Below are 13,250 nucleotides of genomic sequence, written 5' to 3' on the forward strand. Positions count from 1 at the left end.
GACTCTCTTGAGCGACGAATGCAAACACGGTTTCGACAACGGCCTCTGCGCGACCTGCTTCCCGCCGCCGCCCCGCGAGGTGCCGGTCGCTGAACCACCCGCTCCCAAGGTCCGTCGGTCGACGGTCGCTCCCTCGCTCCGCGAGCCGGCACCGACCCGCGTGCGGACCGCGGCCACCGCGAAGACGGTGACGAAGGCGGCGGCCGCGCTGCCCGTCGTGCGCGTCGGCGAGCAGCGGCTGTACCACGTCACGCACATCCGCAACCTCGAGCGCATCCTCGAGACCGGCAGCATCCTGCCGGTGGCGTCACCGGCGCTCCCCGACGGGCCGGTCGTCGACATCGCCGCCGCGAGCCACCGTGAAGCGAGACGCACGATGGTCCTCGCCGGCACCGACGACCTCACGCCGGCCGACTTCGTCCCGTTCTTCCTGACCCCGGACGCCGACCTCTGGGCAGGCATCCGCGCGGGCGAGCACGATGTCCGTCTGTCCGCCGAGGCGCTCGCGTCATCGGTCAACGACTACGTGGTCCTCGTCACCACCATCGACGGTGCTGCCGTGCACCCGGGCGAGTTCGACGCCGACACCGGTCGACCCTCCCGGGCACGCGTCGTGGTCGCCGACGGTGACGCGTCCCACGTGCTCACGAGCATCGGCGCCAACGCGATGACCGCCGACCGCATGGTGCAGCGCTTCGCGACCGACGAGGACCCCGCGGCCCTCCGACGCGCCGAGGTGCTCGTCGCCGACGCCGTCCCGTTCGACCGCATCACCGTGATCGGCGTCGCGACGGTCAACGTCCGCGAGCACGTCAAGCGACTCGTCGCCGGCGCCGGCCACCGCACCAAGGTCGCCGCCTACACCCCCTGGTTCCAGGAGCACGTCGCCGACTAGGCGAAGCCTCACCGCGTTCACAATTCAGGACGCACCCGGCGAGCCGACCCCACCTCCACACCGGTTGCGGGCGGCTCGCCGTGGCGTTCCTGAATTGCGAACAGGACAGGACCGGACGGGTCAGGCGCGCGGCGGGGTGCTCTCGCGGAGGAGGACCGTCGCGCCGACGGGTTCCGTCGTCGAGCTGTCCGTCGCCGGGTCCAACGCCAGCCGCACCGCGTGCTCACCGACCGCCTCGAGCGGCACGGCGACCGTGGTGAGCGCCGGGGTGACGTCGCGGGAGGTGGCGATGTCGTCGTACCCGGCGACCGCGAGGTCCTCGGGAAGTCGGAGTCCGGCCGCGCGGAACGCCGACATCGCGCCGATCGCCATCACGTCGTTGACGGCGAAGACCAGGTCGACGTCGTCGAGTCCCAGCTGCAGGAGCTCGGCCGCCCCCTGGCGCCCGCCGTCGCGGGTGAACTCTGCCCGGACGATCCTCGACGGGTGGATCGCGATGCCGTGTTCGGCCAGTCCCTCGGCGAACCCGCTCACGCGCTCCCGGGAGGTGAGCAGGCGATCGTCGCCGGCGATGACGGCGAAGCGGCGGTACCCGGCACCGACGAGCTCCCGGGCGAGCTCGCGGGCACCGGTCGCGTTGCCGAGCTGCACCGTTGCGAACGGGAGCGTCCGCTGCGAGACGAGGACGACGCGTCCGCCGGTGGACTCGTAGGCCGCGAGCTCATCCGACAGCCGGTGCTCCGACGCCACCCCGTCCCAGCGGCTGCCCGTCAGGATGATGGCGCGTGGCCGTTGTCCGCGGAGCACCCGCACGAGTTCGAGTTCGCGCTCGTGGTCGCGGTGCGTGACGGCCATGGTCGTGGCGATGCGTTGCTCGTCGGCCGCGCGGATGGCACCGGCCGCGATGGACGAGAAGTACGGGTCGGCGATGTCGCTGACGAGCAGTGAGATCGTCGACGACAGGCCCTTCGCGACGGCCTGAGCCGACAGGTTCGGCGTGTAATTCAGCCGGAGCGCGGCGTCGAGGACCCGCCGACGGAACGTCTCGTTGACCGTCCGGGTGCTCCCGTTGAGCGCGCGCGACGCGGTGGCGAGGGAGACCCCCGCCTCACGGGCGACGTCGTGCAGCGTCGGTGGGACCGGCGTCGACCGGTGCTCGTCGACCGACATGGCGCTCCTTCGTACTGGCGGCTGCTGAGACACACTCTGCCACAGGGCGGCCGCGGCGATCAGGGGTGGTGGATCGCGTCGTCGTCGTGGTCGAGGTGCGGGACGACCGTCGCCTGGAACGCGTCGATGGTGCGATCGACCACCTGCTGGAACGGGCTGTCCCAGATGTCCTGGTTGAAGAGCTCGACCTCGATGTCACCCGTGTACCCCGCCGCCTCGACGGCACGGGTGAGCGAGCCGAAGTCGACGACGCCGTCACCCGGATAGTGCCGGGAGAGGAGGACGTCCGCGGCGAGCGGTGTCGCCCAGTCGCACGCCTGGTAGCTGGAGATCCGACCGGTCGCACCAGCGCGGGCGATCTGCTCGAGCACCTGCGGGTCCCACCAGAGGTGGAAGGTGTCGACGACCACCCCGACGGCCTCCGGAGCGAACTGCTCGGCGATGTCGAGGGCCTGACCGAGGGTCGAGACGACCGCGCGGTCCGAGGCGTACATCGGATGCAACGGCTCGATGGCGAGCTGCACGCCGGACTCGAGGGCGTGGTCGGTGAGCTCACCGATCGCGTCGCGGACGAGTTCGCGGGCGCCGAGGAGGTCGCGGGACCCGGCCGGGAGGCCGCCGACCACGAGGACGAGGGCCGGAGCGCCGAGGGCGGCGGCCTCGTCGATCGCGGTCCGGTTGTCGTCGATCGACGTCCGGCGGTCCGGACCCTCGGGCATGGTGAAGAAGCCACCACGGCACAGGCTCGAGACGCGCAGCCCGCTGTCCGTGAGCAGGCTCGCCGAGGCTGCGACGCCGTACTCCTGCACCGGCTCGCGCCAGGCGCCGAAGCTCGTGACACCGGCTGCGGTGACGGCCGCGACCGCCTCCGGGAGGGTGGCGTACTTGATCGTGGCCTGGTTGACCGAGAGTCGCGGGTGCGGGGTGGTGCTGCCGCCCGCCGGTCCCTGAGTCTGCCCCGCCGGTCCCTGAGCTTGTCCCGCCGGTCCCTGACCCTGTCCCGCCGGTCCCTGAGCTTGTCGAAGGGCGGTGGTGCTCATCGGGTTCCTCCCGCAGCGGTCAGCGTGCCGACGACACCGGCCGTGCGCAGCAGGTCCGTCCAGCGCTCGGCGGCGAGTTCCGGGTGTTCGAGCGCGCCGGCCGCGTCGGCGAGGCGCACGATCTCCGACAGGTGCGGCAGGCTCCGGGCTGCGTGCAGGCCGCCGACCATCGAGAACGCCGGCTGGTGACCGTTCAACCAACTGAGGAAGGCGATACCCGTCTTGTAGTAGTAGGTCGGCGCGGCGAAGATCTGGCGTGACAGGGCCTCGGTCGGTCGGAGGATCCGCTCGTAGGCGGCCGGGTCGCCGGCGTCGAGCGCCTGGATCGCGGCGGAGGCGGCCGGGGCGATCGCGGTGAACGCCCCGAGCAGGGCGTCAGAGTGTCCGACGGCGTCACCGGCGATGAGATCGACGTAGTTGAAGTCGTCCCCGGTGAACATCGTCGTGCCGGCCGGAAGACGACGCCGGACGGCGATCTCCGCATCGGCGTCGAGAAGACTCATCTTGACTCCGGCGACGTGGTCGACGTGGTCGGTCATGATGCGCAGCAGGGTGTCCGAGGCTTCGGCGACGTCGCTTGCGCCGAAGTAGCCCTCGAGGCTCGGGTCGAACGCCGTGCCGAGCCAGTGCAGGACCACGGGCGCCTGCGCCGCCGACAGGACCCGGTCGTAGACGCGACGGTAGTCGTCGGCGGACTGTGCGGCCCTCGCAAGGTGTCGGCTGGCCATGATCACGGTCCCGGCGCCCGCGTCCTCCGCGAACGCGAGTTGTCCGAGGTAGGCGTCGGCGACCGTGTCGAGTGAGACGGTCTCGTCGCTGAGGTGGTCGGTGTTGACACCGACGACGAGCGCACCGCCGACGGAGGCGGCCTCCGCGGCGCTCCGGGTGATCAGCTCGCGCGTGGCGGTGGTGTCGAGTCCCATGTTCCGCTGGGCGGTGTCCATCGCGTCCGCCACGCCGAGGCCGTACGACCACACATGGTGGCGGTAGGCGAGCGTCGCGTCCCAGTCGAGCTCGGCCGGCGCACCCGGCACGTTCTCCGCCCAAGGCTTCGGGACGACGTGCGCGGCGGCGTAGGCGGTGCGGCTCGTCAGGGGAGTGGTCGGGCGCTCGGCCACGACGGGCTCGCGGAGCTCCAGCGCGGTGACCGTGCCGTCGGTCGAGAGCAGCGGGACGGACGTCATCGTGCGACCGAGGCCTCGAGCGATGCCAGCTCCTCGTCCGCGCCGGGGGTGTCGCTCGTGCCTCCAAGCGTCACCTCGGGCAGGTCGAGGCGGCGGCCGGTGCGCGAGCTCTCGAGGCCGAGCTCGGCGAGCAGGACGCCGCGCGCACCGGCGAGCAGGTCGTACTCGTAGGGGCCGTCCTCGACGACGTGGCGGAGGAACTCCTCCCACTGCGTCTTGAACCCGTTCTCGAACACGTCGTTCGTCGGCACGTCCTGCCAGTCGCCCGCGTAGTCGTGGTCGTCGGCGAGGTCGGGGTTCCACACCGGCTTCGGGGTGACGTTCCGCGGCTGCACCTTGCAGCCGAAGAGGCCCGCCACCGCGGAGCCATGCGTGCCGTCGACCTGGAACTGCACGAGCTCGTCGCGGTCGACGCGGACCGTCCAGCTGGAGTTGAGCTGGGCGATCACGCCGCCCTCGAGCTCGAAGACCCCGTAGGCGGCGTCGTCCGCGGTGGCCGCGTAGGCCTCGCCCCGCTCGTCGAAGCGTTCGGGGATGTGCGTCGTGGCCTTCGCGTACACGGACTCGACCCGACCGAAGAGGTTCTCGAGCACGTAGCTCCAGTGCGGGAACATGTCGACGACGATGCCGCCGCCGTCCTCGGCCCGGTAGTTCCAGCTCGGGCGCTGCGCCGGCTGCCAGTCGCCCTCGAATACCCAGTAGCCGAACTCGCCACGGACGGAGAGGATCCGACCGAAGAAGCCCGAGTCGATGAGGCGCTTGAGCTTGCGCAGCCCCGGCAGGTAGAGCTTGTCGTGCACGACGCCGTTCTTCACGCCCGCCTCGGCGGTGAGACGCGCGAGTTCCAACGCCTCCTCGAAGGACTCCGCCGTCGGCTTCTCCGTGTAGATGGTCTTGCCGGCCGCGATCGCCTTGCGCAGCGCTGTCGCGCGGGCCTTCGTGACGAGGAAGTCGGCGTAGACGTCCCAGCGGGGGTCGGCGAGGACCGCGTCGAGGTCGGTCGAGGTGTGCTCGATGCCGTGCCGTGTAGCGAGCTCGTCCAGGGTCGCCTGGTTGCGGCCGACGAGGATCAACTCGATCTGGCGGCGCGTGCCGTCGGACAGCTGCACGCCGCCCTGCTCCTGGATGGCCAGCAGCGACCGCACGAGGTGCTGCCGGTAGCCCATGCGCCCGGTGGCGCCGTTGACGATGATCCCGATGGTCTGCTCTGACACGGTGGCTCTTCCTCTGGTTCGTGTTCCGGTCCCGGCGGCCGCGGCTCGTCCGGAAAGCGTTTACCGGGTCACTGTAGAACGGCGTGCGGGGCCAAGGCAAGGGTTCGAACCGATTCGGTCACAGGTGATCACGGATCGAACACGGATGCGGATTGAATCGTTGCATCGTCCGATGAGGCCGTGATAGAACTTGATGCAGCTCAGCCGGGAAACGCTTTCCGGGAAGTCATCAACGACGATCGACAAGGAGGTCCGACGTGGTCCGTGCAACTCCAGGAGCGCCCAGGACGACACTCGCGAGGGGTGTTCGGTGAGCGCGCTCGGCGAGCTCCGCAAGCTCAGCGCCGGCAAACGCCCGCAGACGGCGGCCGAGAAGGCCTTCATCAAGAAGGACAACCGCCGCGACAACAAGGCCGCCTACCTGTTCCTCCTCCCGTGGCTCATCGGACTCGCCGTCATCACCGTCGGCCCGATGGTCGCCTCGCTCGCGCTGTCCTTCACGAAGTACAACCTGCTGCAGGCGCCGAAGTTCATCGGCGTCGACAACTTCATCCGCATGATGGGCGACGAGCGGCTCCACAACTCGCTCGGCGTCACCTTCGTGTACGTCTTCGTATCGGTGCCGCTCCAGCTCGCCGCGGCACTGGCACTGGCCGCCCTGCTCGACCGCGGTCTCCGTGGCCTCGCGATCTACCGGTCCGTGTACTACCTGCCGTCGCTCCTCGGCTCCTCCGTCGCCATCGCGGTGCTGTGGAAGCAGGTGTTCGGCGGCGAAGGCCTCGTGAACCAGTTCATCGCGATCTTCGGGATCGAGGGGCGCAGCTGGATCGCGGACCCCTCGACCGCCCTCTCGACCCTCATCACGCTCAACGTGTGGACCTTCGGCGCACCGATGGTGATCTTCCTCGCCGGTCTCCGCCAGATCCCCGTCATGTACCACGAGGCGGCGCAGATGGACGGCGCGACGAAGTGGCAGCGCTTCACCAAGATCACCCTGCCGCTGCTCACCCCGATCATCTTCTTCAACCTCGTGCTGCAGATCATCCACGCGTTCCAGGCCTTCACGCAGGCCTTCATCGTGTCGGGCGGAACGGGCGGCCCGGCCGACTCGACGCTGTTCTACACGCTGTACCTCTACAACCGCGGCTTCTCGAACTTCGACATGGGCTACGCCTCGGCCATGGCCTGGTTCCTGCTCCTCATCATCGGAGTCTTCACCGCGATCAACTTCTGGGCCTCGAAATACTGGGTGAACTACGATGACTGACACGCTGACCACACGGTCCATCACGACGGACAGCAAGAACCGCAGTCGCGAGGCCAAGGAGGCCGAACGCCAGTACCGCCGCGCTCGCGGCTGGTCGCCCTGGAAGTCGGTCCTGAAGCACATCGGCCTGATCCTCGTCGGCTTCATCATGCTCTACCCGGTGATCTGGCTCGTCGTCTCCTCGCTCCGCCCGACGGAGGAGATCTTCCGGAACCCCGGCATCGTCCTCGACAGCTTCGAGGTGAGCAACTACAGCGAGGGCTGGAACACCCTCTCGGAGCCGTTCCACGTCTTCCTGCTGAACTCCGTGCTCATCGTCCTCGGCTGCATCGTCGGCAACCTCGTGTCCTGCTCGATGGCCGCCTACGCCTTCGCCCGGCTGAAGTTCAGCGGTAAGCGCTGGTGGTTCGCGGCGATGCTCATGACGCTCATGCTGCCGATCCACGTCATCATCGTGCCGCAGTACATCATGTTCTCCCAGCTCGGCTTCGTGAACACGTACCTGCCGCTGATCCTGCCGAAGATCCTCGCGACCGACGCGTTCTTCGTCTTCCTCATGGTGCAGTTCATCCGCGGCATCCCGAAGGAACTCGACGAGGCGGCCCGCATCGACGGCTGCGGCCACCCCCGCATCTTCGGGGTCATCATCCTGCCGCTCATGGTGCCGGCGCTCGCGACGACCGCCATCTTCACCTTCATCTGGACCTGGAACGACTTCTTCAGTCAGCTCCTGTACCTGACGAAACCGGAGATGTACACGGTGCCGCTCGCACTCCGGGCGTTCATGGACGCACAATCGTCCACCTCGTGGGGGCCGATGTTCGCGATGAGTGTCGTCTCGCTCCTGCCGATCTTCCTCGTCTTCCTGTTCGGTCAGCGGTTCCTGTTGAAGGGCATCGCGACGACCGGCGGCAAGTGAGGCCCGACCCACCGACCAGCACCACCGCAGCACCCGCACCAGACCACCAGCACCAGACCCAGCACCACCGGATCCAGCAGCTCCGGATCCGGATCGATCGATTCGAAAGGGAACAGCATGAGCATCAGCAAGCACGGCAGAGCCGCCGGCTTCATCGCGACGGGAGCCGTCGCCGCCCTCCTCCTCGCCGGCTGCAGCGCCGGAGGCGACGCCGCCACCGAACTGTCCGACGAGCCCGTCACCCTCCGCTTCACCTGGTGGGGCAACGACGCCCGCACGGCGGCCACGCAGGAGGTCATCGCGGCCTTCGAGAAGGAACACCCGAACATCACCATCGAGCCGCAGTTCACGGACTGGGCCGGCTACTGGGACAAGCTCGCCACCGAGACGGCGGCGAACGACACCCCCGACATCATCCAGATGGACGAGAAGTACATCGCCACCTACGGCGACCGCGGCGCGCTCCTCGACCTCAACACCGTGACCGACCACCTCGACCTCGGAGACTTCCCCAAGGAGACGCTGACGTCCGGCACGGTCAACGACTCGCTCTACGGCATCCCCTCGGGGATCACGAGCTACTCCATCGTCGTGAACCCGAACCTGCTCGCCGCGGCCGGCATCGAGATGCCCGACGACGAGACCTGGACCTGGGACGACTTCACCGCGCTGAGCGAGCAGGTCTCGGCAGCCGGTGGCGGATCGGTCTACGGCTTCCAGCCCTTCGGCTTCGAGGACGGTGGCCTGAACAACTGGGCCCGTCAGCACGGCGACGAGCTGTACAACGACAAGGGCGAGGTGTCCATCAAGCCGGAGACGCTCGCCTCCTGGTGGACGTACCTGCTCGAGCTCGTGAACGAGGGTGCGACGCCGCCGGCGTCCGCGATCGTCGAGAAGCAGGCCGGTGGGCTCGCCGAATCCTTCACCGCGACCAACGCCGCGGCGTTCGCCCCCTGGTGGAACAGCCAGCTGACGGCCCTGACCGAGGCGAGCGGTTCGCCGCTCGAACTCCTCCGGATCCCGACCGTCGACGGTGGGGCCGACGAGTCGGCGTACTACAAGCCGTCGATGTACTGGTCGGCGTCCGCCCGGACCGAGCACCCCGCCGAGGCGGCGCTGTTCATCGACTTCCTCGCCAACAGCGAGACCGCGGCCGACTCGCTCCTCACCGAGCGCGGCGTCCCGGCCAACACGAAGATCCGCGAGTACATCACGCCGAAGCTGGCGGAGACCGACCAGGCGGTCGTCGAGTTCCTCGACGGGCTCGCCGACGACATCGGTGAGCCGCCGACCGTCACGCCCGCCGGTGGCAGCGCGATCGAGGCGCTCGTGAAGCAGTACACCGAGCAGGTCCTCTTCGGGAAGAACACGCCCGACCAGGCCGCCGAGGGGTTCATCAAGGACCTCAAGGCCGCGGTCGCAGCCGGCTGACCCGGCCACAGCCCCTCGACCGGCTCGGAGAACGACGTCCGTTCCCCGAGCCGGTCGACCGGCAGCTCCACCACCGCTTCATCCGAGGGGATCCCGTGACGACCGACCACCGCACCCGTCCGACCGGTCTCGCGCTGACGCACGAGGTCGGTTCGGCCGTCACCGTGCATCTCGACGGGATCGACATCCTGCGGTACACCTACCGTCCGGACACGGTCCAGCGCGAGTCGCCGAAGCCGTACCTCCACCCGGTGCGCACGGCAGGTGGCGCGCTCGTGACGCTGGCCAGACCGCACGACCACGTCTGGCACACCGGGATCGCGTGGGCCCTCCCGCACGTCGGCGACGACAACTTCTGGGGCGGCCCGACCTTCACCGGGACCGCCTACGAACAACTCGCGAACAACGGCCGCTCCGAGCATGTCGCGGTCACGGACGTCCGTGCCGACCCGGGCGAGGTGCGGTTCGCACACACGCTCGCCTGGATCACGGAGGACGGTCGGCACATCGTCGACGAGGAGCGCGCGCTCACGGTGCGACCGGCCGCCGGGGACTGGACGCTGACCTTCGAGACCCGGATGCGCAACGTCTCCGGCCGGGACCTGTCGATCGGGTCGCCCACGACGAAGGGTCGGGAGAACGCCGGCTACGGCGGACTCTTCTGGCGCGGCCCACGATCCTTCACCGGCGGCACCCTCCACGCCCCCGACGGGAGCGGCGGTGAGGAACTCCGCGGCACCCGCCACGCGTGGATGGGGTTCACCGGCCTCCACGACGGAACGGCCGCGGCGTCGAGCATCGTCATCGTCGATGACGTCCGGAACCCCGCGCACCCGCCGCAGTGGTTCGCGCGCACCGAGGAGTTCGCCGGACTCTGCCCGGCCCCCTTCTTCAGCGAGGAGCTGCCGTTCGAAGCCGACGAGACCCTCGAGTTCCGCTACGCCGTCGTCGTCGTCGACGGTGCAGCCGGTGACGGCCGGGCTGTGGCGCTCGCCGCATCCGGTCGCGACGCACTCGAACGCTCGCGTTCGGGCCGTTCCGATCACCACGACAGCGCGCCCATCGCAACGCCCGCCGCACCGACCCGGAAGGACCCACGCGCATGACCACGACCCGCGAACGCTACGCCCTCATCGGCACCGGACACCGCTCGCAGATGTACCTCGACGCCATCGTCGGCCCGCACGCCGACGTCGCCGAGCTCGTCGCCTGGAGCGACAGCAACCCCGGCCGGCTCGACCACTACGAGGGGATCCTCGCCGAGCAGGGTGTCCCGCTGCCGGCTCGATACGGCCCGGACGACGTCGAGCGGATGATCGCCGAGCAGCGCGTCGACCGGGTGATCGTGACGACCCCCGACTTCACCCATGCCGAGATCGTCTCACGCGCGCTCCTCGCCGGTGCCGACGTCGTCGTCGAGAAGCCGCTCACCATCGACCGCGAGGGCGTCGAGCGCATCGCGGCGGCCGTCGCCGAGAGCGGCCGGAACGTCGTCACGACCTTCAACTACCGCTACAGTCCGCGGAACTCGGAGCTGCGCCGCATCGTGCAGGACGGTGGGATCGGACGGGTGACGGGCGTGCACTTCGAGTGGGTGCTCGACACCGTGCACGGCGCCGACTACTTCCGCCGCTGGCACCGTGAGAAGGAGCATTCCGGCGGCCTCCTCATCCACAAGGCGTCGCACCACTTCGACCTCGTCAACTGGTGGATCGGGGCTCGGCCGGCCTCCGTCTACGCCACCGGCGGCCTCCGCTTCTACGGCGATGCCAACGCGGCCGAGCGCGGGCTCGCGGCGCGTCCGGGGCGTGGATCGGTGCCGGACGACGCCGAGGCGGCGGCTCGCGATCGCCCGAACGACCCGTTCGCCCTCGACCTGCGTGACGACCCGCGGCTCGAGTCGCTCTACCTGCGGGCCGAGCAGCACGACGGATACCTGCGCGACCGCGACGTCTTCTCGCCCGGAATCGACATCGAGGACAACCTGTCCGTCCTCGTCGAGTACGACGGGGGCGCCTCGCTCAGCTACTCCCTGAACGCCCACGCGCCGTGGGAGGGGTACCGCGTCTCCATCAACGGGACGGAGGGCAGGGTCGAGCTCGAGGTCGTGGAGCGCGCCGCCGTGCTCGTCGGGGCCGACGGGCGCGTCGTCCTCGACCCGAGCCTGAGCGGCGACGGCGAGACCGCGGACGGCGCCGCGTCCGTCGCGCCGGTGCGTTCGCGCGGAGAGCGCCTCGTGCTGCAACGCCACTGGGAGGAGGCCCGCGAGATCGAGATCCCCGAGGGCGTCGGCGGACACGGCGGCGGCGACGCGTTCCTGCTGCGGCACCTCTTCGACCGCGTCACCGAGGACGAACTGGGACGGCCTGCCGGCTACGACGACGGTGTGCGGGCGATCTCGGTCGGCATCGCCGGGAACGAGTCGCTGCTGACCGGGCGTCCGGTCGCGACGATCGCTCCGTGAGCTGCGGCCCGGAGGCCGGCTCCGGCGCCGACTCGGACGTCGGGTCGATCCCGGCCGCTGAGCGGGTGACCGAGGCCGCCCAGATCGCTGAGTCTGTCCCGGCCGCTGAGTCTGTCCCGGTCGCCGGACCCCTCCCGGTCACCGAGCCCGTTCCGGTCACTGAGCCTGTCGAAGTGCGCCCGACGACCGCCCCATCCTCGCCCGACGAGGGTGTCGACGTGCGCGCCAGGTCGTTCGCACCTCCACCCGGCCGCGACCCCGGTCTGCGGGCGCTCGCCGCCCGGTTCAGAGAGTCGATCCGGGGCATCAGTACCGCAGACGGATCGCTCGACACCACGCGCACGCGCCTCGCCGAAGTCCTCGGTGTGCTCCCGCGACCGGTGCAGCCCGAGCCGCCCGCGGAGCTCTCCCGCTGGACCCGTGACGGCGTCGACGGGGTCGAACTCCGCTGGTCGACCGGGTTCGGTGCACCGACGTCGGCGTGGCTCCTGCGTCCGGCCGGCGAGACGGGCCCGCTCACGGGCGCGCTGGCGCTGCACGACCATGGCGGCTTCACGCGCGTCGGACGGGAGAAGCTCGCGGACGGACCCGACGGTGTCCCTGCCACGACGTCCGTGTCACGGGAGGAGTTGCAGGCGTTCCGCGACCGCTACTACGGAGGCCGCGCCGTCGCGTCCGACCTCGCGCGCGACGGGTTCGCCGTGCTCGTGCACGACGCGTTCGGGTGGGGATCACGGCGGATCCCGGACGAGGCCGTCGCCGAACGCTTCCATCGGACCGTCGACCTGCAGCTCGCCGGCCGTCGGTTCGCGTCGGTGCAGCGCGGGGAGCAGCCCGCGGCGGTGTCGCCCGGACAGCGGTCCGAGCTTCTCGCAGGGGCCAACGAGCCGCAGCTCGCGAAGGAGCTGGGCGTCCTGGGCACGTCGCTCGCCGGTCTCGTCCTCCGCGACGACCTCATCGCGCTCGATCAGCTGGCGGCCGCGCCCGGGGTCCGTTCCGGAGCCGTCTCGTGCTTCGGTCTCTCCGGCGGCGGTGCCCGGGCCGTTCTGCTCGCAGCCATGGACGACCGGATCCGCGCTGCCGGCGTGGTCGCGATGATGTCGACGTTCGATGGGGTGCTCGACGGGCATGCCGATCAGCACTCGTGGACGTTCCTGTCATCAGGACTGTCACGGGTCGGCGACTGGCCGGAGCTCGCATCCCTGCGCCCCCGTTTGCCGCTCCTCGTCCAGTACGCCGAGCGCGACGAGCTCTTCGAGCCGGTCGGCATGCGTGATGCCCACGCGATGCTCACTGAGCGGTACCGGTCCGGTGGCGAGCGCTCGGCCTACACGGGCACGTTCCATGACGAACCGCACAGCTGGTCGACACCGATGCAGGCCGAGCTGCGCGCCTGGCTTGCCGCCGCCCTCGCCTGACCGGCCCTGGTCCCGTCCCCAACTCAGGAGATGTCCGGTGTGTCGTGCCCGGGCTGGGGCGGCGCRCCGGGGGAGTCCTGAGTTGGGGACGGTGGTTTCGGTGTTCGCAATTCAGGACGGGTGCGGCGTGTCGGGCCCGGGGCGGGTGCTGTGGCGTACGGCGCGCCGGGTGGGTCCTGAGTTGTGAACAGAGGTGGGTGTGGGTGGTGGGATGTCCCCTTCTCAGGAGATGTCCGGTGTGTCGGGGC

At 70.0% G+C, this 13,250-nt stretch carries 11 protein-coding genes; 7 read left to right on the plus strand and 4 right to left on the minus strand.

Annotated features, from left to right (window positions below):
- The first annotated feature begins 7 nt into the window (after nt 1-7).
- A complete protein-coding gene (locus A4X17_RS10950; RefSeq protein WP_064295710.1) occupies nt 8-895 on the plus strand; it encodes a DarT ssDNA thymidine ADP-ribosyltransferase family protein in 888 nt (295 codons plus the stop codon).
- Between the two features lie 120 nt (nt 896-1,015).
- Here A4X17_RS10950 and A4X17_RS10955 read toward each other — a convergent pair whose 3' ends face one another.
- The 4 genes from A4X17_RS10955 to A4X17_RS10970 are packed head-to-tail and all read right to left on the minus strand — an operon-like array spanning nt 1,016 to nt 5,455.
- Nucleotides 1,016-2,065 carry a LacI family DNA-binding transcriptional regulator gene (locus A4X17_RS10955; protein ID WP_064295711.1) on the minus strand — a complete coding sequence of 350 codons (1,050 nt, stop codon included), beginning with the start codon at nt 2,063-2,065 and terminating at the stop codon, nt 1,016-1,018.
- A gap of 59 nt (nt 2,066-2,124) precedes the next feature.
- On the minus strand, nt 2,125-3,105 hold the full coding sequence (locus A4X17_RS10960; protein WP_082916106.1) for a sugar phosphate isomerase/epimerase: 981 nt from the start codon (nt 3,103-3,105) through the stop codon (nt 2,125-2,127).
- Complete coding sequence (locus tag A4X17_RS10965) at nt 3,102-4,289, minus strand: dihydrodipicolinate synthase family protein (protein ID WP_064295712.1); 1,188 nt, start codon at nt 4,287-4,289, stop codon at nt 3,102-3,104. Before A4X17_RS10965 ends, A4X17_RS10960 begins: the two co-directional genes overlap by 4 nt.
- Nucleotides 4,286-5,455 carry a Gfo/Idh/MocA family protein gene (locus A4X17_RS10970; RefSeq protein ID WP_064295721.1) on the minus strand — a complete coding sequence of 390 codons (1,170 nt, stop codon included), beginning with the start codon at nt 5,453-5,455 and terminating at the stop codon, nt 4,286-4,288. The genes A4X17_RS10965 and A4X17_RS10970 overlap by 4 nt, the downstream gene beginning before the upstream one ends.
- 358 nt (nt 5,456-5,813) lie before the next feature.
- Between A4X17_RS10970 and A4X17_RS10975 the strand changes: the two genes are divergently transcribed.
- The 6 genes from A4X17_RS10975 (at nt 5,814) to A4X17_RS11000 (ending at nt 13,002) form a co-directional block, all read left to right on the plus strand.
- A complete protein-coding gene (locus tag A4X17_RS10975) occupies nt 5,814-6,770 on the plus strand; it encodes a carbohydrate ABC transporter permease (RefSeq protein ID WP_064295713.1) in 957 nt (318 codons plus the stop codon).
- Nucleotides 6,763-7,689: a carbohydrate ABC transporter permease gene (locus A4X17_RS10980; RefSeq protein ID WP_079003233.1), complete on the plus strand. Its 927-nt coding sequence runs from the start codon at nt 6,763-6,765 to the stop codon at nt 7,687-7,689. Before A4X17_RS10975 ends, A4X17_RS10980 begins: the two co-directional genes overlap by 8 nt.
- Before the next feature lie 117 nt (nt 7,690-7,806).
- The gene (locus tag A4X17_RS10985) at nt 7,807-9,120 is read left to right on the plus strand and encodes an ABC transporter substrate-binding protein (RefSeq protein WP_082916107.1); all 1,314 of its coding nucleotides are present in this window, start codon (nt 7,807-7,809) and stop codon (nt 9,118-9,120) included.
- A gap of 95 nt (nt 9,121-9,215) precedes the next feature.
- Nucleotides 9,216-10,226, plus strand: a complete 1,011-nt coding sequence (locus A4X17_RS10990; RefSeq protein ID WP_064295715.1) for a PmoA family protein — start codon at nt 9,216-9,218, stop codon at nt 10,224-10,226.
- Nucleotides 10,223-11,584, plus strand: coding sequence for a Gfo/Idh/MocA family protein (locus tag A4X17_RS10995; protein WP_064295716.1), 1,362 nt, complete (start codon nt 10,223-10,225; stop codon nt 11,582-11,584). Before A4X17_RS10990 ends, A4X17_RS10995 begins: the two co-directional genes overlap by 4 nt.
- Nucleotides 11,581-13,002 carry a hypothetical protein gene (locus A4X17_RS11000; protein ID WP_064295717.1) on the plus strand — a complete coding sequence of 474 codons (1,422 nt, stop codon included), beginning with the start codon at nt 11,581-11,583 and terminating at the stop codon, nt 13,000-13,002. Before A4X17_RS10995 ends, A4X17_RS11000 begins: the two co-directional genes overlap by 4 nt.
- Nucleotides 13,003-13,250: the final 248 nt, after the last annotated feature.

The organism is Plantibacter sp. H53, assembly GCF_001650455.1.
Classification (GTDB): domain Bacteria; phylum Actinomycetota; class Actinomycetes; order Actinomycetales; family Microbacteriaceae; genus Plantibacter; species Plantibacter flavus_A.